Origin of the sequence: Dickeya sp. MK7 (assembly GCF_000406305.1) — a bacterium.
GTDB classification, from domain to species: Bacteria; Pseudomonadota; Gammaproteobacteria; order Enterobacterales; family Enterobacteriaceae; genus Dickeya; species Dickeya fangzhongdai.
Genome location: NZ_CM001984.1, coordinates 613,391 through 637,958 on the forward strand (window position 1 = coordinate 613,391; position 24,568 = coordinate 637,958).

Here is a 24,568-nt window from a genome sequence, read left to right on the forward strand (position 1 = left end):
ACTGGCTGGAGGCTAAACTGCGGCGCTGCGCGCTACCTTCGGCGTTCGCCTTCGCTGTTCGGGCCGCCCGTGACGCGGTTACTCGCCCCATCCCTGGGGCTCGCCCTTCGGGCCAGCGTAAACGCTGTTCAAAAACGTTCCCGACGTTTTTGTCCGGAGCGGCACGGGCTTTCGCGACGTCCTGTCGCTCACCCGGCGAAGTCGCCCACCTCAGCGCAGTTTTTGACGCCGGGAAAATGCTTCATCTTGTACTAAGGACTTTGTCAGCAATCCAAACGGGCTGGCGACAGCCCGTTTTACTCATTAGCTGATAGCTCCATGCCGGGTAGTTCAACACCTGATTGCTCAACCCTTGAACACGCCAGGTCTTAACGCTAAGGTAAGCGCCTCTCGGTCACCCAGGTTCAACCATGATTACCCTCGCTCTTATCGACGATCACCTTATTGTCCGTTCCGGTTTTGCCCAACTGCTGGGGCTTGAGCCCGATATGCAGGTGGTGGGGGAATTCGGCTCCGGGCGCGAGGCGCTCGCCGGGTTGCCGGGGCGGGGCGTGCAGGTTTGCATCTGCGATATTTCGATGCCGGATCTCTCCGGGCTTGAACTGCTCGGTCAACTGCCGAAAGGCATGGCGGTGATTATGCTATCGGTACACGACAGCCCGGCGCTGATAGAACAGGCGCTGAACGCCGGGGCGCGCGGTTTTCTCTCTAAACGCTGTAGCCCGGATGAGCTGATCGCGGCGGTGCGCACCGTCGCGGGCGGCGGCTGTTACCTGACGCCGGATATCGCGCTGAAACTGGCGTCGGGCCGGCGAGATCCGTTGACGCGTCGTGAGCGTCAGGTAGCGGAAAAGCTGGCGCAGGGGATGGCGGTGAAAGCCATCGCCGCCGAACTGGGGTTGTCGCCGAAAACGGTACACGTTCACCGGGCCAACCTGATGGAAAAACTGGGCGTCAGCAACGACGTGGAGTTGGCCCGCCGCATGTTTGATGGTTGGTGATGCGCCCGATTGCTACCTGGCTTATCGCCGCCTTCGCCAGCTGTTTTATCTTCTCCGCCGCGTGGTTTTGCCTGTGGAGCATCAGCCTGCATCTGGTGACGCGCCCGGATCTGGCCGCGCTGCTGTTTCCTTTCGGCCTGCGGCTGGGGCTGATGCTGCAATCGCCGCGCCGTTTCTGGCCGGTGCTGCTGGGCAGCGAGTGGTTGCTTCTGGTCTGGCTGGCGAAGGAAGTGGCGCTGGCGCATTTGCCGCTGCTGTTGACGGGCAGCGTACTGGCGCTGCTGCCGGTGATGCTGGCATCGCGGCGGGCGCGTCAGGATGACTGGCACACGCTGCTGTGGCAGGGCGGCGCGCTGATTGCGGCGGCGCTGCTGCAATCCCTGCCGTGGCTCGGCCGCGGCGAGGACGCGCTCACGGTGTTGCTGCTGACCCTGACCGGCGGACTGACGCTTTCGCCCACCTGTTTGCTTATCTGGCACTATCTGTCCAGTTCTACCTGGCTGCCGCTCGGGCCGTCGCTGGTTTCCCAGCCGGTGAACTGGCGCGGGCGCCATCTGCTCTGGTATTTGCTGCTGTTTGTCGTGAGCCTGTGGCTGCAACTGGGGTTGCCGGCGGAGCTGTCGCGCTTTACCCCGTTCTGTCTGGCGCTGCCGATCATTGCGCTCGCCTGGCACTATGGCTGGCAAGGCGCGCTGATCGCCACGCTGATGAACGCCATTGCGCTGATCGCCAGCCAGACCTGGCATGAACATCCGGTGGATTTGCTGCTGTCGCTGCTGGCTCAGAGTCTGACCGGGCTGCTGCTCGGCGCCGGCATCCAGCGCCTGCGCGAGCTGAACCTGTCGCTGCAAAATCAGCTGGCGCGTAATCGCCGTCTGGCGGAACGATTGCTGGCGACGGAAGAATACGTGCGGCGCGACGTCGCGCGGGAGCTGCACGACGACATCGGCCAGACCATCACCGCGATTCGTACGCAGGCGGGCATTTTGCAACGGCTGGCGCCGGAGAACCGCAACGTGCGGCAGAGCGGCGCGCTCATCGAGCAGTTATCGCTCGGGGTGTATGATTCGGTGCGCCGGCTGATGGGTCGCCTGCGTCCGCGCCAGTTGGACGATCTCACTCTGGAGCAGGCGGTGCGTTCTTTGATGCGCGAGATGGAGCTGGAAGCGAATGGCATCGTCAGCCATCTCGCCTGGCACATTGACGAAGCGTCGCTCGGCGAAGGGCTGCGGGTAACGCTGTTTCGCGTGTGTCAGGAAGGGCTGAATAATATTGTGAAACACGCCAACGCCAGCGCGGTGACGTTGCAGGTCTGGCAGCAGGGCGAGCGACTGACGCTGGTGATCGAGGACGACGGCGGCGGGCTGCCGCCGGGTTCCGGCGCGGAAGGCTTTGGCCTGCTCGGGATGCGCGAGCGCGTCACGGCGCTGGGCGGCACCTTGCAGCTTTCCTGTACTCATGGCACCCGTTTAACCGTCATCCTGCCGCTGCCAGCCAGCGAGGAGTCTTGATGTCCGGCTTTCTGAACATTCGTTTCCTGAATACGCGTTTCCTTAAAATTCCCGCCGGCGCGCCGCCGCTGGCCGACCGTCAGGCCATTGATGAAGCCTACCGTTACTGGCGTCGGCATATCCTGATGACGCTATATCTGGGCTATGCGCTGTTTTACTTCACCCGTAAAAGTTTTAACGCCGCGGTGCCGGAAATCCTCGCCAGCGGGCTGATGGCGCGTACCGATATCGGGATGCTGGCGACGCTGTTTTACGTGACCTACGGGGCGTCGAAATTCCTCTCGGGCATCGTGAGCGACCGTTCCAATGCCCGCTACTTTATGGGCATCGGCCTGCTGGCGACCGGCGTGGTGAATATTCTGTTTGGCTTTTCCTCGTCGCTGTGGGCCTTCGCCGCGTTGTGGATGGCGAACGCCTTTTTTCAGGGCTGGGGCGCGCCGGTGTGCGCCAGGCTGCTCACCAGCTGGTATTCGCGCACCGAGCGCGGCGGCTGGTGGGCGCTGTGGAATACCGCGCATAACGTGGGCGGTGCGTTGATCCCGATGGTGGTGGGAGCGGCGGCGCTGCATTACGGCTGGCGCGCCGGGATGATGATCGCCGGTTCGCTGGCGATCGTCGCCGGGCTGTTTTTATGCTGGCGACTGCGCGACAAGCCGCAGACCCTCGGCCTGCCAAGCGTGGGCGAGTGGCGTCAGGATGCGCTGGAGATCGCCCAGCAGCGGGAGGGCGCCGGGCTGTCGCGTCGGGAAATCCTGCATAAATACGTGTTCACCAATCCGTATATCTGGCTGCTGGCCTGCTGTTATGTGCTGGTGTACGTGGTGCGCGCCGCCATCAACGACTGGGGCAACCTCTACATGTCGGAAACGTTGGGGGTCGATCTGGTGACCGCCAACTCGGCGGTGACCATGTTCGAACTGGGCGGGTTTATCGGCGCGCTGGTGGCCGGCTGGGGATCGGACAAGCTGTTTAACGGCAACCGCGGCCCGATGAACCTGATCTTCGCCGCCGGCATTTTACTGTCCGTCGGTTCGCTGTGGCTGATGCCGTTCGCCAGCTACGTGATGCAGGCCGCCTGCTTCTTCACCACCGGTTTCTTCGTCTTCGGCCCGCAAATGCTGATTGGCATGGCGGCCGCCGAATGCTCCCACAAAGACGCCGCCGGCGCCGCCACCGGATTTGTGGGGCTGTTCGCCTATCTTGGCGCGTCGCTGTCCGGCTGGCCGCTGGCGCGCATCATGGATGTGTGGCACTGGAGCGGCTTTTTCGCGGTGATTGCGGTGGCCGCCGGCGTCTCGGCGCTACTGCTGTTGCCTTTCCTGCGCGCCTCGTCGCCGCGCGCCGCGGCCGACATAACGTGATTCGCTTCACCCTTTTGCGCTGAATCGGCGAAAACCGGGAAAATTTCCTAGTTGAAGCAGGACGTTCCCTCAGGCCCGCATTCGCGGGCTTTTTTACAATTCATTCAAAATAAATCATTCAAAATAAATCACTCAAAACAAATCATTCAAAGCGAATCACCCAAAACGAATTACCCAAAAACAAATCACCTAAAACAAAGCCCATGCGGGCGAGATAAGGCCGCAAGCCGTTTCGTCCTGTAAGAGGAAACATCATGCTTAACTTTTTAACCCAGGTGCGTCAACCGACGCTGGATCTGCCGCTCGATGTGCGGCGTAAAATGTGGTTCAAGCCGTTCATGCAGTCTTATCTGGTGGTGTTCATCGGCTACCTGACCATGTATTTGATCCGTAAGAACTTCAACATCGCGCAGAACGACATGATCAGCACCTACGGGTTGAGCATGACGCAGCTTGGCATGATTGGCCTCGGTTTTTCGATAACCTACGGCGTTGGGAAAACGCTGGTGTCCTATTATGCGGACGGCAAAAACACCAAGCAGTTCCTGCCGTTTATGCTGATCCTGTCCGCCATTTGCATGCTCGGTTTCAGCGCCAGCATGGGGACGGGGTCCGTGAGCCTGTTTTTGATGATCGCGTGTTATGCGCTGAGCGGCTTTTTCCAGAGCACCGGCGGGTCGTGTAGCTACTCCACCATCACCAAGTGGACGCCGCGCCGCAAACGCGGCACCTATCTGGGGCTGTGGAACATTTCTCATAACCTCGGCGGCGCGGGCGCGGCGGGCGTAGCGCTGTTCGGCGCTAACTACCTGTTCGACGGCCATGTAATCGGGATGTTTATCTTCCCGTCGATCATCGCGCTGATTGTCGGCTTCATCGGCCTGCGTTTCGGCAGCGACTCCCCGGAAGCCTACGGCCTGGGGAAAGCCGAAGAGCTGTTTGACGAGGCTATCTCCGAAGAAGACAAGGAGACGGAAGACGGCGCCATGACCAAATGGCAGATCTTCGTCGAGTATGTGTTGAAAAACAAAGTGATCTGGCTGCTGTGCTTCTCCAACATCTTTCTGTATGTGGTGCGCATCGGCATCGACCAGTGGTCCACGGTTTACGCCTATCAGGAACTGAAACTGCCGAAAGCGGTGGCGATTCAGGGCTTTACCCTGTTCGAGGCCGGTGCGCTGGTGGGTACGCTGCTGTGGGGCTGGCTGTCGGATCTCGCCAACGGTCGCCGCGGGTTGGTGGCCTGCATCGCGCTGGCGTTGATCATCGTGACGCTTGGCGTCTATCAGCATGCCAGCAACCAGTATGTTTATCTGTCGTCGCTGTTTGCGCTGGGCTTTTTAGTGTTCGGCCCGCAGTTGCTGATTGGCGTGGCCGCCGTCGGTTTTGTGCCGAAGAAAGCCATCAGCGCCGCCGACGGCATCAAAGGCACCTTCGCCTATCTGATTGGCGACAGCTTCGCCAAGCTGGGGCTGGGCATGATCGCCGACGGCACCCCGATTTTCGGGTTGACCGGCTGGGCGGGCACCTTTGCCGCGCTGGACGCCGCCGCGATCGGCTGTATCTGCCTGATGGCGCTGGTAGCGGTGATGGAAGAGCGCAAAATCCGCCGCGAAAAACGCCTGCGTCAGACGCAAGCCGCCTGATGACGCCGCCGCCGGTGCATTGCCGGCGGCGGGTGACGAGCCACGGCGCGGCGGCCTGCCAGCGGCTTTCACCGGTGGGCCAGCGCCGTTGCTCTGTTCTTCTGACCGGCCTCTTACGGAATATTTCCGCTTTCTCCACAATTGGCGCAATTGTGAATATCTCCCTTGCAAAGCTTTACCCTAGCCCCCGGTTAACTGAAATTCCCCGGCCTATACTGCATCGCAAAGGTTGACGCATTCCGGTGCGTTAATAATTAAAACCGTAACGTGAAGGAAGGTCTTATGTCTAAGTTAACTGCGATTGTGATTGCCTCTGCGCTGGCGCTGAGTAGCGCCGGGTTCGCCTACGCTCAGGATAATACCCCGCCGGATCAGGGCGCGCGTATGATGAAGCATCATGACGGCGAGCGCGGCATGGAAAAGAACATGATGTTCAAAGGGTTGAATCTGACCGATGAACAGCGCCAGAAAATGCGTGACATCATGGAGAACGCTAAACAGGACCGTGAGCGGCCTTCGGCTGAGGAACGCACTGAATGGCACAGCCTGATTGCCGCCGACAGCTTTGATCAAGCCAAAGCCGAAGCGGTGGCCAACAAAATGGCTGAAACCAGCAAAGCCCATATGCTGAAACGTCTGGAAATCCAGAACAAGATGTACAACGTGCTGACGCCGGAACAGAAAAAGCAGTTCAACGACAACTTTGCCAAACACCTGAAAGAACCGGCGCCGGCAAAAGCGCCGCAATAACCGTCTAGCCTGATATACCCGAAACGCGCCTGCTGGCGCGTTTCGTCTTTATCGCCGCAAGCGCTCATCTTTCTGCGCGGTTTTTCTGCGCCAGCCTGGCCGACCGGCACACCGCTTTTGGCCGATCTCTTGCGTTCAGACAGGTTTTTCCCCATCAGCACTTTTCAATCGCCCGATCTTGCTCTATCAATAGCGCGTCATTGTGATTCAGGGAGTGCGGCTCATGGCGTTTTCCGCCTTAAAATCCATCCTTTTTCTGGCTGTGCTCAGCGTGCTGAGCGCCTGCAAACCGGGGGCGACCGCGGACAGCTCACGTCCGTTTACCACGTTTGAGGGTAAAACGATGGGTACCTTCTATAGCGTGAAGATCAGCGGAGAATTGCCGGAAGACCGGCAACAGTTGCAGCAGGAGATCGACGCCTTGCTGGAACAGGCCAACAACGACATTTCCACCTACCGTAACGACTCGGTGTTGTCCCGTTTTAACCGCGACACCGGTACTGACCCGCAGCCTATCGGCAATGGCATGGCGGATATCATTCTGGCCGCGCAGCGCATCGGCCGGGCGACAGGCGGGGCGATGGATATCACGGTGGGGCCGCTGGTCAACCTGTGGGGATTCGGGCCGCAGAAGCAGCCGGTGGCGATTCCCAGCCAGCAGCAGATTGATGATGCGCGACGGAAAGTGGGGCTGAACCACCTACGCCTGATCAGCAATCATCAGGGCGAATGGTTGCAGAAAGATCTGCCGGGCCTGTATGTGGATCTGTCTACTATGGGCGAGGGTTACGGTGCGGACCTGCTGGCGCAACTGATGACCCGCAAAGGCATCACCAACTATCTGGTGTCGGTGGGCGGCGCGATTTCCAGCCGCGGCGTCAACGGTCAGGGGCAGCCCTGGCGGGTCGCCATTCAGAAACCTACCGACAAGGAGAATGCCATTCAGGCGGCGGTAGACCTGCAGGGCTACGGCATCAGCACTTCCGGCAGCTATCGCAACTATTTTGAGCAGGACGGCAAACGCTATTCTCATGTCATCGACCCGGCCACCGGTCGGCCGATTACGCATCAGCTGGTTTCCGCCACCGTGATTGCCAGAACCGCGCTGGAGGCGGATGGCTGGGATACCGGGCTGATGGTGCTGGGCACCGAAAAGGCGCTGAAACTGGCGGAACAGCAAGGACTGGCGGTCTATTTGATCACCAAAACCGATAAAGGGTTTGAGGCCGTCATGACGCCGCAGTTCAAGGCGTTTCTGTTGCCGACGCCGTAATCAGACAACGAGCCTGATGCCTCTCATCAGGCTCGGTTAGTGCTGGATAATCCGGCGCCGCGCACGTACAATCCGCCCCGGCTACTTACTTATCAAATTCATATCTCCGCATCCTTCTTTTCAGAAGGCGCCATTTCCCATGTTTGTTAAGTGAGTCGTCATGAGTCATTTTATTCTTAATAATCAGCCTGTTTCGGCTGATGTTATTGCACAGCACCTTTCTCGTATGCACGCGGCCGCCACCGACCGTCCGCTGACAATCCCCGAACGTATTTCCATTCTGAATCGCTGTATTGAATTGCTGAAAGCGCATCAGGATGAGCTGTGCGACGCCTACAGCCAGGATTTCGGCTACCGCGCTCCCGGCAACACGCTGATTTCCGATATTCTCGGCTCGATTGATGCGCTGCGCCACGCGGCGCGCCATCTGGAGCAATGGGCGGAGGAAGAGCAGGGAACCTCGCCGTTTCCCGGCACCCGGGTGGTGGTGGAGTACAAACCGCTGGGGGTGATTGGCGTCATGAGTCCGTGGAATTTCCCGCTGGTGCTCACGTTTGGCCCGCTGGCCGGGGTGATCGCCGCCGGCAACCGGGCGATGATTAAGCCCTCCGAACTGGCTGAAAACGGTAGCCGGCTGCTGTGTCGGCTGATTGCGGAACGGTTCGCCGAAGACGAAATCTCGACGTTGCAGGGCGGTGTTGACGCGTCAATACACTTCTCGTCGCTGCCGTTCGATCATCTGGTGTTTACCGGCAGCACCGCTACCGGCAGGCAGGTGATGAAGGCCGCGGCGGAAAACCTCACCCCGGTGACGCTGGAGCTGGGCGGCAAATCGCCGGTCATCGTGTCGCGCGGCAGCGATATCGTACTGGCGGCGCAGCGCATCATGACCGTCAAAACGTTTAATGCCGGGCAAATCTGTATTGCGCCCGACTATGTGCTGGTGCACCGGGATGATCTGCCGGCGTTGGTCGAACAGGCCTGCGTGTTTCTGCGCCAGACCTACGGGGCGTTTATCGAAAACCGCGAATACACCTCCGTGGTTAATGCCCGCCAGACCGCACGGCTGAAAGCGCTGCTGGATGACGCGCGTCATCAGGGGGCGACACTGGTGCGCGCGACGGAGGAGGTAGACGATTTGCCGCGTCGACGTATGGCGCCGACGCTGGTAATCAACCCGCCGCCCACCGCCCGCATTATGCAGGAGGAAATCTTCGGACCGCTGTTGCCGGTGATCGCCTACGACCATATCGAGCAGTGCCTGACGATCATCAACGGGATGGATCGTCCGCTGGCCGCTTACTATTTCGGCGAGAGCCCGCAAGAGATCGGGCAGATCCGGCACCGCACGCTATCCGGCGCGCTGGTGATCAATGACGTGATGAGCCATGTGCTGGTGCATGACATTCCGTTCGGCGGCGTTGGCGCGTCGGGGATAGGGGCTTATCACGGCGATATCGGTTTCAAACGGTTCTCGCACGCGCGGCCGGTGTTTTATCAGAGCGCCGGGGGAGAATCGAATCTGCTGATGCGTGCGCCGTTTGACGAAGCGTCCCGCCGGAGGGTGGCGCAATTAATCGACGAGGACATGGCCTGAGCGTAATCATTTATATGAGCCGCCATCAGGCGGCTTTTTTATATCGGCCCACTCTCAGGGTGGTAATAAATAACCGGGTTGTCAGATGCAATAGACTTACAAAAAACAAGGTTAATTATTAAAGGTATTCTGGAGCGAATAATAATGAACCGGTGTTTTATTTATTAAGCGTGATTGGTCATATTTAAGATTGCCCCGGCAGAGGCGGCTGACATCGTTCAACAGCGCATGGCCATGTGGCGTATGAGCAGTCTGGGCTGGCTTTGGTCTGGGTTCATGGCGCGGTAACCTGAAGAATATACCCGTCATACTTCAAGTTGCAGATGCGTTGGCTGCCCTCGCTCACCCCAGTCACTTACTGATGTAAGCTCCAGGGGATTCACTTGGTTGCCGCCTTCCTGCAACTCGAATTATTTAGGGTATAGCACATATATTCGGGGTGCGGCATATTCAGGTAAATAAAGCGTTACTTTATTTTAACCGAATGTGAATGGTTTATTTTTTACTGAATCAGTATTTAAACAACGCTATGACATAATAGTGGAATATTAGTTAATTAACTAATTTGATTATTTATAAACTAAAAAGCCAATCATATTAACGTTATGACATCGGCCCGCTAAGCAAAATAAAAAACAATAAACCGATAACAAATTTAAAGCCTATGAAATATTTGTAATTATGGAGTCACTGACTATGAACATTAACGACCAGGTGTTGAGTCCGTTTATCTTGCCAAATGGCGTCGAGCTTAAAAATCGTCTCCTGATGGCACCGATGACCACCTGCACCGGCTTTTATGACGGAACCGTCACCAAAGAGCTGGTGGAGTACTATCAGGTGCGTGCCGGCAGCATCGGCGCGGTGATTGTGGAGTGCTGCTTTATCGATGATAAAGGGCTGGCGTTTCCGGGCGCGATTGGCATCGACAACGACGACAAGATCGCCGGACTGGCGAAAGTCGCCTCGGCCATCAAGGAAAAGGGCTCGAAAGCCATTTTGCAGATCTACCACGGCGGGCGCATGGTGGAGCCGAAACTGATTGGCGGCCAGTCGCCGGTCGGGCCGAGCGCCGTTGCCGCGCCGCGCGAAGGGGCGGCTGTTCCGGTCGCGCTGACGGGCGAAGAGGTGGAAGCCATGATCGCCAAATTTGGCGAAGGGGTGCGCCGCGCCATTGAAGCCGGCTTCGACGGCGTGGAAATCCACGGCGCCAATACCTACCTGATTCAGCAGTTTTACTCCCCGAACTCCAACCAGCGCACCGATGAATGGGGCGGCAGCCGCGACAATCGCGCCAGATTCCCGCTCGCCGTGCTGGAAATCACCCACAAGATGGCGCGCCAGTATGCGGATGCGTCCTTCATCATCGGCTATCGCTTCTCGCCGGAGGAAATCGAAGAGCCGGGCATCCGGTTTGACGACACCCTGTACCTGCTGGAAAAACTGGCGGCGCGTGGGCTGGATTACCTGCATTTTTCTATGGGATACACTCTGCGCTCATCCATCGTCGATACCACCGATCCCACCCCGTTGATTGGCAAATATGTCGCCATGCGTTCCGATACGCTGGCTAAGGTGCCGGTAATCGGCGTCGGCGGCGTGGTGAATAAAGCGGATGCCGACGCGGCGCTGGAACACGGTTACGATCTGGTGGCGGTGGGGAAAGCCTGCATTGCCTATCCGGACTGGACCGATCGCCTCATCAATCAACAGAAGCTCGAACTGTTTATCGACAGCACCCAACGTGAAGCCCTGACCATTCCCGAACCGCTGTGGCGCTTCTCGCTGGTGGAAGCGATGATCCGCGACATGAGCTTGTCGGCGAAAAAATTCAAGGCGGGCGTGTTTCAGGAGAAAGTGCAGGACGACGCCGGCGAGCTGGTGATCAACGTCAGCCTGGAAACGGATCGCATCGCCGATGTTACGCTGGAGCCTAATTCGCAGCTGAATACCGATTTCGTCAGCAGCTTTGAGGTTATCCGCTCCCGTATTCTTGACGCCAATAGCCCGCATGTGGATGCGGTCACCGGCGCCACCACCCAGAGCGAAGCGGTGAAAAAAGCGGTGTCCAAGGCGCTGGCTAAGTCCTGTAAAGCGGCGATTATGGCGGAAGGCGGCGACCCGGCGGACATGCAGCGTTATGACGTGGTGGTGATCGGCAGCGGCGGCGCCGGTCTGGCTGCGGCGATTCAGGCTTGCGATGACGGTGCCAACGTGCTGATTGTCGAGAAGATGTCCAGCATCGGCGGCAACACTATCAAGGCGTCCGTGGGTATGAACGCGGCAGGAACTCGTTTCCAGAAAATAAAAGGCATCGTAGACGACAAGGAACGGTTCTACGAGGAGACTCTGAAAGGCGGTAAGCTAAAAAATAATCCCGAATTGCTGAAACGATTCGTGGAAGGTGCGCCGATGGCGATCGAGTGGCTGGCGGAGCGCGGCATCGAACTGAACGACATTACCATTACCGGTGGGATGAGCGTGGATCGCACCCATCGCCCGGCGGATGGTTCGGCGGTAGGCGGCTTCCTGATCAGCGGTCTGGTGAAAAACATCAACAAGCGCAATATCGATGTGATGCTGGATACGTCGGTTATCGATATCGTCCATGACGCCGGCGCGATTACCGGTGTACGGGTGCTTAACGAGGACAATGAACAACTGACCATCGCCACCAAAGGCGTGGTGGTCGCCACCGGCGGGTTCAGCGCCAACCGCGAGATGGTGGTGAAATACCGCCCGGATCTGGACGGCTTCGTCACCACCAACCACCAAGGCGCTACCGGCAGCGGTATCGAGATTCTGGAGAAAGTGGGCGCCGATACCGTCGACCTGGGGGAAATTCAGATCCACCCGACGGTCGAGCAGACCACGTCTTACCTGATCTCCGAATCCATCCGCGGCGGCGGTGCGATTCTGGTGAACCAGCAGGGGCATCGCTTCTTTAACGAGATGGAAACCCGCGACAAGGTGTCGGCGGCAATTATCGGCCTGCCGGAGAAGTATGCCTATATCCTGTTTGACGAGCAGGTGAGGGCGAAGAACAAGGCGGCGGACGAATATCTGTCCCGTGGTTTTGTGGTGAGCGCCGCTTCTCCGCGCGAGCTGGCGGACAAGCTGTCTATCGACTTCCACGCTCTGCTGGCGACGCTGGAACGCTACAACCTGTTTGTCGACAAGCAGCATGATGACGACTTCGGCCGTAAAACCGCATTGCGCCACCCCATCAATCAGGGGCCGTTCTACGCTATCCGCATCGCGCCCGGCGTGCACCACACCATGGGCGGCGTGGTGATCAACACCGATACCGCGGTGCTGGACAGCAAGAAACGGGTGATCCGGGGCGCCTTCGCCGCCGGTGAAGTGGTGGGTGGCATCCACGGCGGTAATCGCATCGGCGGCAACGCCGTCGCCGATATCATCGTTTTTGGTATTCAGGCGGGCCGTAACGCGGCATCTTACGTGCAGCTATAAGTAAAGGCAGTTATAAGTAAAGGCAGTTGTAAGTAAATGCCGTTGTAAGCAAGAATTGCCTGCGTCAGCGACCGTTGCTGATGCAGGCATTATTCGCTTTTCTTCCAGGACTATCCGCCATGCCGTCAGACGATCGGGTTTACGTCTATTCCACCGTACTCATGGGCTCGCCCATTCTTCTCAAATTGTTTGAACCGAATGAACATCTGGCATCGCAGGTGTTTGGCCGCATTAAACAACTGGAGGATGCGTTGACCGTTAACCGGGCTGATTCCGAAGTCATGGACATCAACCGTGCCGCAGGCAAACACCCGGTTGTCGTCAGCCAACCGCTGTTCAATCTGATTAAGCGCGCCAGAGAGGTCAGCCTGCTGGAGGGCAGTTGCTTCAATTTCACCATCGGGCCGGTGGTGAAACGCTGGAAAATCGGCTTTCAGGGCCACAGCGTGCCGCCCGCCGACGAATTGCGGGCGTTACTGGCGCTGACCGACCCTCACCACGTCGTGCTCAATGCGCAGGACTGCTCGGTATGGCTGGAAAAAGCGGGGATGGAAATCGATCTGGGGGCGATCGCGAAAGGGTATATCGCCGATGTCGTCAGGCAATTCCTGTATCAGCACCATGTCTATCATGCGCTGATCAATCTGGGCGGCAACGTACTGGCGCTTGGCAGACCGAAAAGCGGCGGTCAGGCGGGCTGGTCGGTAGGATTGCAAAAGCCGTTTGGCGACAACGGCGAGCTGATCGGCGTGGTTCACGTGGCGAACAAGTCGGTGGTGACGTCCGGCATTTACGAGCGTTATTTCGAATGCGATGGCCGCCTTTATCACCATATTCTCGACCCGAAAACCGGTTACCCGCTGGATAACGAACTGCTCAGCGTGACCATCATTTCCGATGCCTCCATCGACGGGGACATCTACACCACCTTGATTTACGGCCTGGGCGTGGAAAAAGGCGTGGCTTACCTGTCCCGGCTACCGCATATCGAAGCCATTTTCGTGACCAAAGACCGGCGGGTGATTCTCTCCTCGCAGCGGCAGTATGCTTTTACGCTGCTGGATACGGGGTACGAGCTGGCTGCGGTGTGATAGCGCGAGAATGCGAGAATGCGAGAATGCGAAAGTGTTACTCTTCGCCCAGCAGCGCTTTTTTGGCTGCGGCGAGAAACTCATCCGACAATGGGTCCCCGGCGGTCGCGCGTGACAACATCAGCGCGCCGGCCAACAAAACCACCTGCGTCAGCGCCTGTTGCCTGCGCGGTTCGTCGTCTTCCGTATCGGAAAGGGACTCCAGTCTGCCCAGCATGGCTTTCACGCCATTGAGATACACCTCGCGTACTGGCTTATCTTCGCTTTCCCGAGCCACATCGCTGGCTAACGCGCTGATCGCGCATCCGTCCTTCACGCCATCGCGGTGGGCGGAAGACAGGTAGTTTTCTACCAGCGTACGCAGGTTGTGTTGATCCGGCTGTTGGCTGAGCGCCTGCCAGCGGGTGCTGGAATCTTCAAGAGCTTTACGGCTGGCGATAGCGGCCAGTTCATCTTTGGAGGCAAAGTGTCCGTAGAAACCACCGTGGGTTAACCCGGCTGCCGCCATCAAATCATTCACGCTGACGCCATTCAGGCCACGTTCACGAAAGAGCTGTGAAGAAACCTGAATAATTTCTTCGCGGTTACGCTCCATCTGCTGTTTTGATACACGGGCCATGACTTTCTCCTCTCATCGGACGGGCATCATCTTAGGGCATGGAAATACCAGACTCAATAGATGATGCCCTTCATCAATAATGATCAACCGGTTCAGGCGCGCGGCGGTCGTAGACTGGCGATGCGAGCGCTGTCGCCGCCCTGAGCGCGGGGCAGACTGCCGGCGATCTGATCGTGCGGCGTTCCGAGCGAAATGGCGCTGGCGATCTCAAGGCGCGCCATCTGTTCATCGCTTAGCGTCACCTCCAGCGCTGTGAGGGTATCATCCAACTGATTTCGGGTGCGGGAACCCAGAATGGGGATCAGACTGGTGCTGGAATGGGCCGCTTTCTGTCGCAACCAGGCGATGGCAATGTGCAGGGGCTGTCGCTGTTGCTCCTGTGATACGGCGATGACTTCATCCAGCAGCGCGGTATCCCGCTCGATATGCACCAACCTGCCGCCAAACCCCGTCAGACGCCCTTCATTGCTGTGACGGTATTTTCCGGTCAGCAGACCACCGCCCAACGGCGACCAGAGCGTTGCCGCCAGCCCCAGCGCTTCCGCCATCGGCAGCAGTTCCCGCTCGGCAGTGCGTTGTGCCAGGCTGTATTCCACCTGTATCCCGGCGATACGCGACCAGCCGCGCAGTTCCGCCATCGTATCCGCTCTGGCGATGCGCCAGGCAGGAAAATTGGATAGCCCGGCATACTGAATTTTTCCGGCACGGATCAGATCGTCAAAGGTGCGGACGATCTCTTCAAGCGGGGTTAACTGGTCGTCAAAGTGTGCCCATAGCACATCAATGCGATCGGTTTTCAACCGTTTCAGGCTATTTTCCACCGAGGAAATCATATTGCGGCGGCTGTTGCCGGTCTGTGCGATATCCGGGGTCGGCGCCGCGCCAAGGGTATACTTGGTGGCGACCACGAAGTGATCGCGCTCGGCAGCGATGAACTCCCCTACCAACTGCTCAGACTGGCCGAACTGATAGGCGTCTGCCGTGTCGATGAAATTGCCGCCGGCGTCAGCGTAGCGTTCAAATACCTGTTTCGCTTCTTCTTTTTCTGAGCCATAACCCCATCCGGTGCCAAAGTTACCGGTACCGAGGGCCAGTTCAGAGACGCGTAATCCTGTGTTTCGGCCAAACGTGGTGTATTGCATGCTATCGATCCTTTTATTTAAATGTTGATTGACATCTATTATATATGTCATTCATCATCTATTTGGCAAGTGCGACATCCACCTTCTTCACGCTGACAAAAGGATAAATGAATGAATACCACTCCTGCTGTTCTCATCACTGGTGCGTCATCGGGGATTGGCGCTGTTTATGCCGAACGTTTTGCGCGTCGCGGCCATGATCTGGTGCTGGTTGCCCGCGACCATACGCGGATGGATACCCTGGCTGTTCGCCTGCGTCAGGACTACGGCGTGACGGTTGATGTCCTGCCCGCCGATCTTACCCAACCTGACGAGCTTGCTGCGGTGGAGACGCGACTGCGCGAAGACAGCCATATCGGGATCCTGGTGAATAACGCGGGTATGAATATCGGTGGGAGCTTCCTTGAACAGGCGACGGACGATATCGAGCGGCTTGTCGCGCTCAACACGATGGCGCTGGTGCGGCTTGCCAGCGCGGTTGCACCGCGTCTGGCGACGGCAGGCGGGGGCGCCATCATCAATATTGGCTCTGTAGTCGGTTTGGCGCCGGAGTTCGGGTTGACCGTTTACGGTGCGACCAAGGCGTTTGTGCTGTTTCTTTCTCAGGGACTCAGCCTCGAACTGGCTCCCAGGGGCATCTACGTTCAGGCGGTGCTTCCGGCGGCGACGCGCACAGAGATTTGGGAACGTTCAGGCACCGACATCAATACGCTTCCCGCCGTGATGGAAGTTGAGGAACTGGTGGATGCCGCGCTGGTTGGTTTTGATCGCCGCGAGCCGGTAACTATCCCGCCGCTCCACGAAGCCGGGCAATGGGATGCTTATCAACACGCCCGGCAAGCCATGCTGCCGGGGTTTTCGCAGGCGAATGCCGCCGCACGTTATCGACTGATGCACTCGCCGATACAGAATTGCGTCCGTAGCGCGCCGGTTTTATTTACTCAGGCAACAGACAGCCTGATGACGAAGCAATAGACAAGGTATTTTATGACATCAAATAAACCCATCGCGCTGGTTACCGGCGCCTCATCGGGAATCGGTGAAGCTACAGCGGAACGGCTGGTACAGGCCGGCTATAAGGTATACGGCACCAGCAGACGAGGTGCTCAGGCCGGGCAGCGGCGGTTTGATCTGCTGGCGCTGGATGTGACTTCTGATGAATCGGTCGACGCCGCCGTGAGCGAGCTACTCCGGCGGGAAGGGCGTATCGATCTGCTGGTGAACAACGCGGGTTTTGGACTTAGCCCGGCCGGGGCGGAAGAAAGCTCAATCGAACAGGCGCAAGCGGTCTTCGACACCAATTTTCTGGGCGTTGTCCGCATGACCCGCGCCGTGGTGCCCCACATGCGCCAACAGGGCGGCGGCCGCATCATCAACATCGGTTCCATTCTCGGCGTTGTGCCGATGCCTTATGTGGCGCTTTACGCGGCCAGCAAACATGCGGTCGAAGGCTATTCAGAGGCGCTGGATCACGAATTACGCACGCGCGGTATCCGGGTTTCGGTCATTGAGCCTGCGTATACCAAAACGCAGTTCGAGTCCAACAACGTGCCGCCGGATGCGGTGCTGGATGAATACGCCCCGGTACGCCGGGCGCTGGAAAAGGTGGTGAGGCTGGCAATGGCGAGCGCGGATGATCCGGCTGTGGTAGCTGAGGTTGTACTGAAAGCGGCCCGCGCAAAACGTCCGGAACTTCGCTATACGGCAGGCGCGGCCGCGGCTCGCCTGCGACTGCTGCGCCGATTCGCGCCGGGTTTACTAGACTCGGGTATCCGCAAAAGTTTGCAGCTTGATGCGTAGCTTAGGAACTCAGCATATGACCGTCTTATCACTCAGATTCCGGCCGCTGGCTATCTTGTCGGCGCTGCTGTTCTTTGTGCTCGCCGTCGCCTGGATATCGGTGCCAGCTCTGATGCTGGCCAGTTGGGGCGTTGACTTCAATAGTTCTGCGGGGCTGGTTAGTCGTCGTTCAGCGGCGCTGTATGCCGGAGTTGGCGTCATGTTCTTCCTGGCCAGAAATGTAGCGCCATCGCCAGCCCGCTCATCCCTGATGAAGGGCGTAGTGGTCACTTGCATGATACTTGCAACGCTTGGGGTGGGGGAGTTTGTTGCAGGACACGCCAATAGCGGGATCCTGCTGGCTGCCGTGTTAGAAGTGGTCCTCGCACTGGCTTTTCTTTCCGTCATTCGTACCGATAACCGCGGGCGGGCAGGCCGTTAATAGGTAATCATTCTGGAGAGCAACACTTTATGAAGGCGTTCATTATCGATCGCTATGGCCGCAGAAGCAGCGGACGAATTGGCGAAATGCCTGAGCCGGAGTTACGGGGCGATGACGTCCTGATTCAGGTTCATGCCGCCGGCGTCAATCTGCTTGATGCCAAAATCAGGAACGGCGAATTCAGGCTGATTCTGCCGTATCGTTTGCCGTTGGCGTTGGGAAACGATGTCGCAGGCGTTGTCGTTCGCGTCGGGTCAAAGGTAACGCGATTCAGGCCGGGCGATGAGGTCTACGCACGGCCAGACCAGGAACGTATCGGCGCCTTTGCCGAATTCATCGCCGTCAAAGAGGATTCGCTGGCGCTGAAACCCGGCAACCTCAGCATGGAAGAAGCGGCTTCTATTCCGCTGGTCAGCCTGACGGCCTGGCAGGTGTTGGTTGAAACCGCAAAGTTGAAGAAAGGGCAGAAGGTGCTGATTCATGCCGGCTCCGGCGGCGTGGGCGCCATCGCTATCCAGCTTGCCAAACATCTCGGCGCTTTCGTCGCCACCACCACCGGCACGAGTAACGTTGAATGGGTAAAAGCGCTGGGGGCGGATGTGGTCATTGATTACAGGAAGCAGGATTTTGAAACCGTACTGCATGGCTACGATGTGGTGCTGAACAGTTTGGGCAATGACGTGCTGGAAAAATCGCTGCGGGTGTTGAGACCCGGTGGGCAGCTCATCTCCATCTCCGGCCCGCCCGCACCGGAGTTTGCGACAGAACAGGGGTTGTCATGGGGACTGAAACAGGTGATGCGTCTCCTGAGTCACCGTATCCGGAAGCAGGCCCGGCAGAAGGGCGTGAGTTATGCGTTTGTCTTTATGCGGGCTAGCGGAGAGCAGCTTGATGAAATTAGCGCTCTCATTGAGTCAGGCATCATCAGGCCGGTGGTGGATCGGGTCTTTCCATTTGATGCAACGGCAGATGCGCTGTCTTACGTTGAGACCGGGCGGGCGAAAGGTAAGGTGGTCGTCAGATTGAGATAGTGGTTATCTGTTGGTGAAGGGATGCGTGACGGCTTAGCTGCCCGATGGTCCTGTGTGCTACTTTGGCATTGAATCGCCACGCTAAGCTGCATTAGTAAAAAAGCCACCCGTCAAAGGTGGCTTAATTATATGATTTTTCTGCTGAAATCTGGTGGCCCCTGTTGGGTTTGAACCAACGACCAAGCGATTATGAGTCGCCTGCTCTAACCACTGAGCTAAGGGGCCAATTATACTTCGATTATAGGTAATCCGGCTGGTGGGGTCTATAGTCTGGCGGCCATATGGTTGTTTTATATCCAGTATTCAGCAGATTGTTATTATTAAGAATTCATTGTATTTACCGTGGGGATAGGGCGGTAATCGTGAATAAAGGCAGGGGACCAGAATGTATTGGTCTGGCGTTACGCAGTGAGTAACCACGGATATAAGAAAGAAAGCCCCCGGTCGGGACCGGGGGTTGATAGCACCGATTCAATAAAGAATCTTATTAATCGTCCAGGAAGCTACGCAGTACTTCGGAACGGCTCGGGTGACGCAGTTTACGCAGCGCTTTCGCTTCGATCTGACGAATACGCTCGCGGGTTACGTCGAACTGTTTGCCGACTTCTTCCAGCGTATGGTCGGTATTCATGTCGATACCGAAACGCATACGCAGCACTTTGGCTTCGCGGGCGGTCAGGCCGGCCAGCACGTCATGGGTGGCGGAGCGCAGGCTTTCCGACGTTGCGGAATCCAGCGGCAGTTCCAGCGTGGTATCTTCGATGAAATCCCCCAGATGCGAATCTTCATCATCGCCGATCGGGGTTTCCATGGAGATCGGCTCTTTGGCGATCTTCAATACCTTGCGGATCTTGTCTTCCGGCATCAGCATACGCTCGGCCAGTTCTTCCGGCGTCGGCTCACGGCCCATTTCCTGCAGCATCTGGCGGGAAATACGATTGAGTTTGTTGATGGTCTCAATCATATGCACCGGAATACGGATGGTGCGCGCCTGATCCGCGATGGAGCGGGTGATCGCCTGACGGATCCACCAGGTGGCGTAGGTGGAGAACTTGTAGCCGCGGCGGTATTCGAATTTGTCTACCGCTTTCATCAGGCCAATGTTGCCTTCCTGAATCAGGTCCAGGAACTGCAGGCCGCGGTTGGTGTATTTCTTGGCGATCGAGATAACCAGACGCAGGTTGGCTTCCACCATCTCTTTCTTGGCGCGGCGCGCCTTGGCTTCACCAATCGACATGCGACGGTTGATGTCTTTCACCTGCTCGATGGTCAGGCCGGTTTCTTCTTCGATCTGTTGCAGTTTCTGCAGGCTGCGGTGCACGTCGTCTTCCACTTCGCGCAATTTTTCGCACCAGGGTTTGCCCATGGAAAGCGCGGCGTCGAACCACTTGCTGTTGGTTTCATTGCCGGTGAACAGCGTTACGAAGTTTTTCTTCGGCATTTTGCACAGCTCGACGCACAGTTTCATGATCTGGCGTTCCTGCGTGCGCACGCGGTCCATCATGGTGCGCATGTTGTTCACCAGCAGGTCAAACTGCTTCGGCACCAGACGGAACTGCTTGAACACTTCAGACAGCTTATTGATTTCATCAATCGCGGTCGGGTGGCTGCGGCCATGCGCTTTGATGCTTACGCGGGTCGCTTCATACTGATCGCGCAGCTCGGTGAATTTCTGACGCGCCAGCTCCGGGTCGATGCTGTTGTCATCATCGGAGTCGTCTTCGTCTTCTTCGTTTTCGTCGTCGTCATCATCCATGCCGTCGTCGGCCAATTCGGCGTTCTCGGGCGTGGTATTCGGCGCCAGATCTTCTTCGGCGTTCGGATCCACAAAACCGGTGATCAGATCGGACAGGCGGCTTTCTCCCGCTTCGACGCGATCGTATTGATCCAACAGATAGGTGATGGCTTCCGGATACTCGGCTACGGAGCACTGAACCTGATTGATACCGTCTTCGATTCGCTTGGCGATATCGATTTCCCCTTCACGGGTCAGCAGTTCGACGGTACCCATCTCACGCATGTACATGCGAACCGGATCGGTCGTGCGGCCAATCTCCGATTCAACGCTGGACAATACCTGCGCCGCTGCTTCGGCAGCGTCTTCATCGGCGGTATTCTCAGCCAGCATCAGATCATCGGCATCCGGTGCTTCTTCCATCACCTGGATGCCCATGTCGTTAATCATCTGGATGATGTCTTCGATCTGATCGGAGTCGATGATATCTTCCGGCAGATGGTCATTGACCTCGGCATAGGTCAGGTAGCCTTGCTCCTTACCACGGGTGACAAGTAGCTTGAGCTGTGACTGCGGGTTTTGCTCCATAAGACGGTATCCACACTTCAGAATATTGGGGTTGGTGTCGGTCAGCGTAAATCGCTAACAATAACATTAGGGGAATTTTTCTTATCGCCGCAGCCCCCGTAGCGGCACGCTGTAGGGCTCGACCCTACTATTTATCGGCAATTAAGCCGCGGGAAATCAGTTTTTTCGCGTCAGCGCCAGTTGCAGCGACCACAGTTCCTTGCGCTCGTTCGTGCTCAGCCCATGCGTTCTCTCGCGGGCGATTAGCGTGTCCATCCGCAACTGCAGCAACTGGTCGTAGAGCTCGGCCAGGCTGACCCTGAATTTTTCTTCGAGCTCTTCCTCTTCAATCATATGGTCCCAGGCGGCCAGGGTTTCAAGCTGCTTGCGATATTTACTTTCGCGATATTTTTCCAGCAGCAGTCCCATGTTCATGCCTGGGCTTTCATTGCAGGTTTTCACCAGATCCAGAAACAGCTCCAGTCCTGCAACTTTGTTCTCTTCCACCCCTTCCAGCGCCAGTTCCGGCACCTCGGCGGACAACCTCGGATTTTGTACTAAAAGTCCTATCAGTATACGCATAGTTGTGACTTTTAGCCGTGGAGGCTGGTAGGACGATGTTTGCTCCGCCGCTTTCGGCAGCAGGCGATCCAGCTGGCTGTCGTCCAACAGCCCCAGTTTATTGCCAAGTTGTTGACGTAAGTATAATCGCAACGTTTCGCCCGGTACCTGCCCAATTAGAGGTAGGGCCAGCGTACTGAGCTTGGCGCGCCCGTCCGGGGTGCTCATGTCCACCTGCTGCAGCAGCGAGTCGAACAAAAACGCCGACAGCGGCATTGCCTGTTCGATACGTTGCTCGAAAGCAGCCTTGCCTTCCTGACGCACCAGCGTATCCGGGTCTTCGCCGTCGGGCAGGAACATAAAGCGCAACTGCCGACCGTCATCCAGATAGGGTAGCGCGGTTTCCAGCGCGCGCCAGGCGGCGTCGCGTCCGGCGCGGTCGCCATCGTAACAGCACACCACCTGATCGGTGGCGCGAAACAACAACTGGATATGGTCCGCAGTCGTTGATGTTCCTAGCGAGGCCACCGTGTAATCGATGCCAAACTGGGCCAGCGCGACCACATCCATATAGCCTTCGACTACCAACAACCGCTTCAATTCCGGATTTTTCTGTTGCGCTTCGTACAAGCCGTACAGCTGGCGGCCTTTGTGAAAAATCTCGGTTTCCGGCGAGTTCAGGTACTTGGGCATACCATCGCCCATCACCCGACCGCCAAAAGCGATAACCCGTCCACGTTTGTCGCGGATTGGGAACATCACCCGATCGCGGAAACGGTCGTAAGTACGGCCATTATCGTTGGTCACCAGCATGCCGGCGTCGGTCAACGTGGTCCGGTTTTCGCTGCTGCGGCCGAAACGCTTTAACGCATTGTCCCACCCTGGCGGCGTACATCCGATGGCGAATTGCCGGATCACCTCATCACTCAGGCCGCGTCTGGACAGATACTCTCTGGCCGGCGTACCCGCAGGTTGGTTCAGGGTATGTTGGTAAAAAGCGCTTAATTGTTCCATCAGCTCGTATAAACTTTGCCGCTGGTGGCGTTCGAGCTGGGTCGGACCGGTGCCTGCTTCGTAAGGAACTTCCAGGCCGTGCATTGCAGCCAGTTCTTCAATGCTTTCAACAAATTCCAGACGATCATAATTCATCAGGAAATCAATCGCGTTGCCGTGGGCGCCGCAGCCGAAGCAATGGTAGAACTGCTTGTCACCGTTAACGGTGAACGAAGGGGTTTTCTCGTGGTGGAACGGGCAACACGCGTGATAATTCTTGCCCTGCTTTTTCAGTTTGACGCGCGCATCGATCAGGTCAACGATGTCGGTGCGGGCCAGCAGGTCATTAATAAATACGCGGGGAATACGTCCAGCCATAAGCCCCTTATCTATATACGTTTATAAACGACAATAAGCCGCGCATTCCTTTCGGAAAGCACGGCCTTCGTATGCAACTGCTAAGTCTGCGGATTAATCACGCGGTGGAGGATAACCCTCCAGAAAATTAATACAGACGAGTGCGGCGTGCGTTTTCTCGAGCCAGCTTCTTGGCGTGACGTTTCACAGCAGAAGCTTTAGCGCGCTTACGTTCGGTAGTCGGTTTTTCATAGAACTCACGACGACGAACTTCAGCCAAAACACCTGCTTTTTCGCAGGAACGCTTGAAACGACGCAGAGCGACGTCGAACGGCTCGTTTTCACGTACTTTAATTACCGGCATGTGCCTCTCACCTCAGTAAATTCGGTTTGCTGCTGGCCTTGTGCCAGCCTTTTCAAAATGGTGCGGAATTCTACTGCAACTGTGGCGCGTTTGTAAAGTGCATCAGCGATCATAAAACGCGCGGCGCCGGTTCGCTCGTCAGTGGACTGGCTTATGATAGACTATGCCCCGCCTGAATCAAGCAGCCGTGGCGGGCCGCCGTAAATGTAACCGCCGCCGTAAATGTAAACGAGAGTGAAAACAGCAATGCGCGTATTGGGTATTGAAACATCCTGCGATGAAACCGGGGTCGCGATTTATGACACGCAGGCCGGGCTACTGGCGAATCAGCTTTACAGCCAGGTGAAGTTGCATGCCGATTATGGCGGCGTGGTGCCTGAGTTGGCCTCCCGCGATCATGTTCGCAAGACCGTGCCGCTGATTCAGGCGGCGTTGAAAGACGCCGGGCTACAGCACAGTGATATCGATGGCGTCGCTTACACGGCCGGCCCTGGTCTGGTTGGGGCGCTGCTGGTCGGTGCGACGGTAGGGCGCTCGCTGGCGTTTGCCTGGGATGTGCCGGCCATTCCGGTGCATCACATGGAAGGTCACTTGCTGGCGCCGATGCTGGAAGATAATCCGCCGGCGTTTCCGTTTGTCGCGCTGCTGGTGTCCGGCGGCCATACCCAGTTGATCAGCGTTACCGGCATTGGCGAATACCGGTTGCTGGGTGAGTCCATTGACGATGCGGCTGGCGAGGCGTTCGACAAAACCGCCAAGCTGCTGGGGCTGGATTATCCCGGTGGGCCGTTGCTGTCGAAAATGGCGCAAGGCGGACATTCCGACCGTTTTGTTTTTCCCCGGCCGATGACCGATCGACCCGGTCTGGATTTTAGTTTCTCCGGGCTGAAGACTTTCGCCGCCAATACTATCCGTGAAAACGGCAGCGATCCGCAGACGCAGGCGGATATCGCGCGGGCGTTTGAAGATGCGGTGGTGGATACGTTGGCCATCAAATGCCGGCGTGCGCTTGATGAGACAGGGTTCAGCCGGCTGGTGATGGCCGGCGGCGTGAGCGCCAACCGGACATTGCGCCAGCGGCTGGCGGACATCATGGCGAAACGAGGCGGCGACGTGTTCTATGCCCGCCCTGAATTCTGTACCGACAACGGCGCGATGATTGCTTATGCCGGAGCGGTTCGTCTTGCCCAGGGCGTGACGGATGAGCTTGGCATCACGGTTCGGCCGCGTTGGCCGCTGGCTGAATTGCCTGCGCTGTGATTTTCCGGCTATTC

At 57.6% G+C, this 24,568-nt stretch carries 19 protein-coding genes and 1 tRNA gene; 14 read left to right on the forward strand and 6 right to left on the reverse strand.

What is annotated here, in order from left to right; translation table 11 throughout:
- Window positions 1–410 precede the first annotated feature (410 nt).
- From uhpA to DXXMK7_RS02925, 9 genes are all read left to right on the forward strand, one after another.
- Window positions 411–1,001: a transcriptional regulator UhpA gene (gene uhpA / locus DXXMK7_RS02885; protein WP_038917784.1), complete on the forward strand. Its 591-nt coding sequence runs from the start codon at window positions 411–413 to the stop codon at window positions 999–1,001.
- Entirely contained in the window at window positions 1,001–2,512 is a 1,512-nt protein-coding gene (uhpB, locus tag DXXMK7_RS02890) for a signal transduction histidine-protein kinase/phosphatase UhpB (protein ID WP_038917785.1), read from the forward strand. The genes uhpA and uhpB overlap by 1 nt, the downstream gene beginning before the upstream one ends.
- Complete coding sequence (locus DXXMK7_RS02895; RefSeq protein ID WP_049842621.1) at window positions 2,512–3,873, forward strand: MFS transporter; 1,362 nt, start codon at window positions 2,512–2,514, stop codon at window positions 3,871–3,873. Before uhpB ends, DXXMK7_RS02895 begins: the two co-directional genes overlap by 1 nt.
- Before the next feature lie 254 nt (window positions 3,874–4,127).
- Window positions 4,128–5,519 (forward strand): hexose-6-phosphate:phosphate antiporter, encoded by a 1,392-nt coding sequence (gene uhpT / locus DXXMK7_RS02900; RefSeq protein WP_038917786.1) that lies wholly within the window; start codon window positions 4,128–4,130, stop codon window positions 5,517–5,519.
- A 282-nt stretch (window positions 5,520–5,801) separates the two neighbouring features.
- Window positions 5,802–6,269, forward strand: coding sequence for an ATP-independent periplasmic protein-refolding chaperone Spy (gene spy / locus DXXMK7_RS02905; RefSeq protein ID WP_038917787.1), 468 nt, complete (start codon window positions 5,802–5,804; stop codon window positions 6,267–6,269).
- 223 nt (window positions 6,270–6,492) lie between these two features.
- Complete coding sequence (apbE, locus tag DXXMK7_RS02910; RefSeq protein WP_038917788.1) at window positions 6,493–7,542, forward strand: FAD:protein FMN transferase ApbE; 1,050 nt, start codon at window positions 6,493–6,495, stop codon at window positions 7,540–7,542.
- Window positions 7,543–7,702: 160 nt separating this feature from the next.
- Window positions 7,703–9,139, forward strand: coding sequence for a coniferyl aldehyde dehydrogenase (locus tag DXXMK7_RS02915; protein ID WP_038917789.1), 1,437 nt, complete (start codon window positions 7,703–7,705; stop codon window positions 9,137–9,139).
- Window positions 9,140–9,835: 696 nt separating this feature from the next.
- The gene (locus DXXMK7_RS02920; protein WP_038917790.1) at window positions 9,836–12,613 is read left to right on the forward strand and encodes a flavocytochrome c; all 2,778 of its coding nucleotides are present in this window, start codon (window positions 9,836–9,838) and stop codon (window positions 12,611–12,613) included.
- A 119-nt stretch (window positions 12,614–12,732) separates the two neighbouring features.
- Entirely contained in the window at window positions 12,733–13,704 is a 972-nt protein-coding gene (locus DXXMK7_RS02925) for an FAD:protein FMN transferase (RefSeq protein WP_038917791.1), read from the forward strand.
- Window positions 13,705–13,741: 37 nt separating this feature from the next.
- Here the strand turns inward: DXXMK7_RS02925 and DXXMK7_RS02930 are convergent, their stop codons facing one another.
- Complete coding sequence (locus DXXMK7_RS02930; RefSeq protein WP_038917792.1) at window positions 13,742–14,323, reverse strand: TetR/AcrR family transcriptional regulator; 582 nt, start codon at window positions 14,321–14,323, stop codon at window positions 13,742–13,744.
- 92 nt (window positions 14,324–14,415) lie between these two features.
- Entirely contained in the window at window positions 14,416–15,465 is a 1,050-nt protein-coding gene (locus DXXMK7_RS02935) for an aldo/keto reductase (RefSeq protein ID WP_038917793.1), read from the reverse strand.
- Between the two features lie 111 nt (window positions 15,466–15,576).
- On the opposite strand from DXXMK7_RS02935, the gene DXXMK7_RS02940 reads away from it, so the two are divergent.
- From DXXMK7_RS02940 to DXXMK7_RS02955, 4 genes are read left to right on the forward strand one after another with little or no spacing between them, the layout of a single operon-like run.
- Window positions 15,577–16,440, forward strand: coding sequence for an SDR family oxidoreductase (locus DXXMK7_RS02940; protein WP_038917794.1), 864 nt, complete (start codon window positions 15,577–15,579; stop codon window positions 16,438–16,440).
- Between the two features lie 12 nt (window positions 16,441–16,452).
- A complete protein-coding gene (locus DXXMK7_RS02945; RefSeq protein WP_038917795.1) occupies window positions 16,453–17,265 on the forward strand; it encodes an oxidoreductase in 813 nt (270 codons plus the stop codon).
- A gap of 16 nt (window positions 17,266–17,281) precedes the next feature.
- Window positions 17,282–17,686 carry a hypothetical protein gene (locus tag DXXMK7_RS02950; protein WP_038917796.1) on the forward strand — a complete coding sequence of 135 codons (405 nt, stop codon included), beginning with the start codon at window positions 17,282–17,284 and terminating at the stop codon, window positions 17,684–17,686.
- 29 nt (window positions 17,687–17,715) lie between these two features.
- A complete protein-coding gene (locus tag DXXMK7_RS02955; protein ID WP_038917797.1) occupies window positions 17,716–18,717 on the forward strand; it encodes an NADP-dependent oxidoreductase in 1,002 nt (333 codons plus the stop codon).
- Window positions 18,718–18,866: 149 nt separating this feature from the next.
- On the opposite strand, the gene DXXMK7_RS02960 is transcribed toward DXXMK7_RS02955, so the two are convergent.
- From DXXMK7_RS02960 to rpsU, 4 genes are all read right to left on the reverse strand, one after another.
- Window positions 18,867–18,942: transfer RNA gene (locus tag DXXMK7_RS02960), tRNA-Ile, on the reverse strand.
- A gap of 262 nt (window positions 18,943–19,204) precedes the next feature.
- The gene (gene rpoD, locus DXXMK7_RS02965; protein ID WP_033570667.1) at window positions 19,205–21,040 is read right to left on the reverse strand and encodes an RNA polymerase sigma factor RpoD; all 1,836 of its coding nucleotides are present in this window, start codon (window positions 21,038–21,040) and stop codon (window positions 19,205–19,207) included.
- A gap of 156 nt (window positions 21,041–21,196) precedes the next feature.
- Window positions 21,197–22,951, reverse strand: a complete 1,755-nt coding sequence (gene dnaG, locus DXXMK7_RS02970; RefSeq protein WP_038917798.1) for a DNA primase — start codon at window positions 22,949–22,951, stop codon at window positions 21,197–21,199.
- 127 nt (window positions 22,952–23,078) lie between these two features.
- Window positions 23,079–23,294, reverse strand: coding sequence for a 30S ribosomal protein S21 (rpsU, locus tag DXXMK7_RS02975; RefSeq protein ID WP_001144069.1), 216 nt, complete (start codon window positions 23,292–23,294; stop codon window positions 23,079–23,081).
- Between the two features lie 246 nt (window positions 23,295–23,540).
- Here rpsU and tsaD point away from each other — a divergent pair, with 246 nt between their 5' ends.
- Window positions 23,541–24,554, forward strand: a complete 1,014-nt coding sequence (tsaD, locus tag DXXMK7_RS02980) for a tRNA (adenosine(37)-N6)-threonylcarbamoyltransferase complex transferase subunit TsaD (protein ID WP_038917799.1) — start codon at window positions 23,541–23,543, stop codon at window positions 24,552–24,554.
- The last annotated feature ends 14 nt before the right edge of the window (window positions 24,555–24,568 follow it).

Excerpts from the sequence above, each read along its gene's own strand:
- spy (WP_038917787.1), top strand. The coding sequence starts at position 5,802 with ATGTCTAAGTTAACTGCGATTGTGATTGCCTCTGCGCTGGCGCTGAGT.
- rpsU (WP_001144069.1), bottom strand. The coding sequence starts at position 23,294 with ATGCCGGTAATTAAAGTACGTGAAAACGAGCCGTTCGACGTCGCTCTG.
- uhpB (WP_038917785.1), top strand. The coding sequence starts at position 1,001 with ATGCGCCCGATTGCTACCTGGCTTATCGCCGCCTTCGCCAGCTGTTTT.
- DXXMK7_RS02935 (WP_038917793.1), bottom strand. The coding sequence starts at position 15,465 with ATGCAATACACCACGTTTGGCCGAAACACAGGATTACGCGTCTCTGAA.
- tsaD (WP_038917799.1), top strand. The coding sequence starts at position 23,541 with ATGCGCGTATTGGGTATTGAAACATCCTGCGATGAAACCGGGGTCGCG.
- DXXMK7_RS02940 (WP_038917794.1), top strand. The coding sequence starts at position 15,577 with ATGAATACCACTCCTGCTGTTCTCATCACTGGTGCGTCATCGGGGATT.
- DXXMK7_RS02955 (WP_038917797.1), top strand. The coding sequence starts at position 17,716 with ATGAAGGCGTTCATTATCGATCGCTATGGCCGCAGAAGCAGCGGACGA.
- DXXMK7_RS02915 (WP_038917789.1), top strand. The coding sequence starts at position 7,703 with ATGAGTCATTTTATTCTTAATAATCAGCCTGTTTCGGCTGATGTTATT.
- DXXMK7_RS02930 (WP_038917792.1), bottom strand. The coding sequence starts at position 14,323 with ATGGCCCGTGTATCAAAACAGCAGATGGAGCGTAACCGCGAAGAAATT.
- DXXMK7_RS02920 (WP_038917790.1), top strand. The coding sequence starts at position 9,836 with ATGAACATTAACGACCAGGTGTTGAGTCCGTTTATCTTGCCAAATGGC.
- DXXMK7_RS02925 (WP_038917791.1), top strand. The coding sequence starts at position 12,733 with ATGCCGTCAGACGATCGGGTTTACGTCTATTCCACCGTACTCATGGGC.
- dnaG (WP_038917798.1), bottom strand. The coding sequence starts at position 22,951 with ATGGCTGGACGTATTCCCCGCGTATTTATTAATGACCTGCTGGCCCGC.
- apbE (WP_038917788.1), top strand. The coding sequence starts at position 6,493 with ATGGCGTTTTCCGCCTTAAAATCCATCCTTTTTCTGGCTGTGCTCAGC.
- uhpA (WP_038917784.1), top strand. The coding sequence starts at position 411 with ATGATTACCCTCGCTCTTATCGACGATCACCTTATTGTCCGTTCCGGT.
- uhpT (WP_038917786.1), top strand. The coding sequence starts at position 4,128 with ATGCTTAACTTTTTAACCCAGGTGCGTCAACCGACGCTGGATCTGCCG.
- DXXMK7_RS02945 (WP_038917795.1), top strand. The coding sequence starts at position 16,453 with ATGACATCAAATAAACCCATCGCGCTGGTTACCGGCGCCTCATCGGGA.
- DXXMK7_RS02895 (WP_049842621.1), top strand. The coding sequence starts at position 2,512 with ATGTCCGGCTTTCTGAACATTCGTTTCCTGAATACGCGTTTCCTTAAA.
- rpoD (WP_033570667.1), bottom strand. The coding sequence starts at position 21,040 with ATGGAGCAAAACCCGCAGTCACAGCTCAAGCTACTTGTCACCCGTGGT.
- DXXMK7_RS02950 (WP_038917796.1), top strand. The coding sequence starts at position 17,282 with ATGACCGTCTTATCACTCAGATTCCGGCCGCTGGCTATCTTGTCGGCG.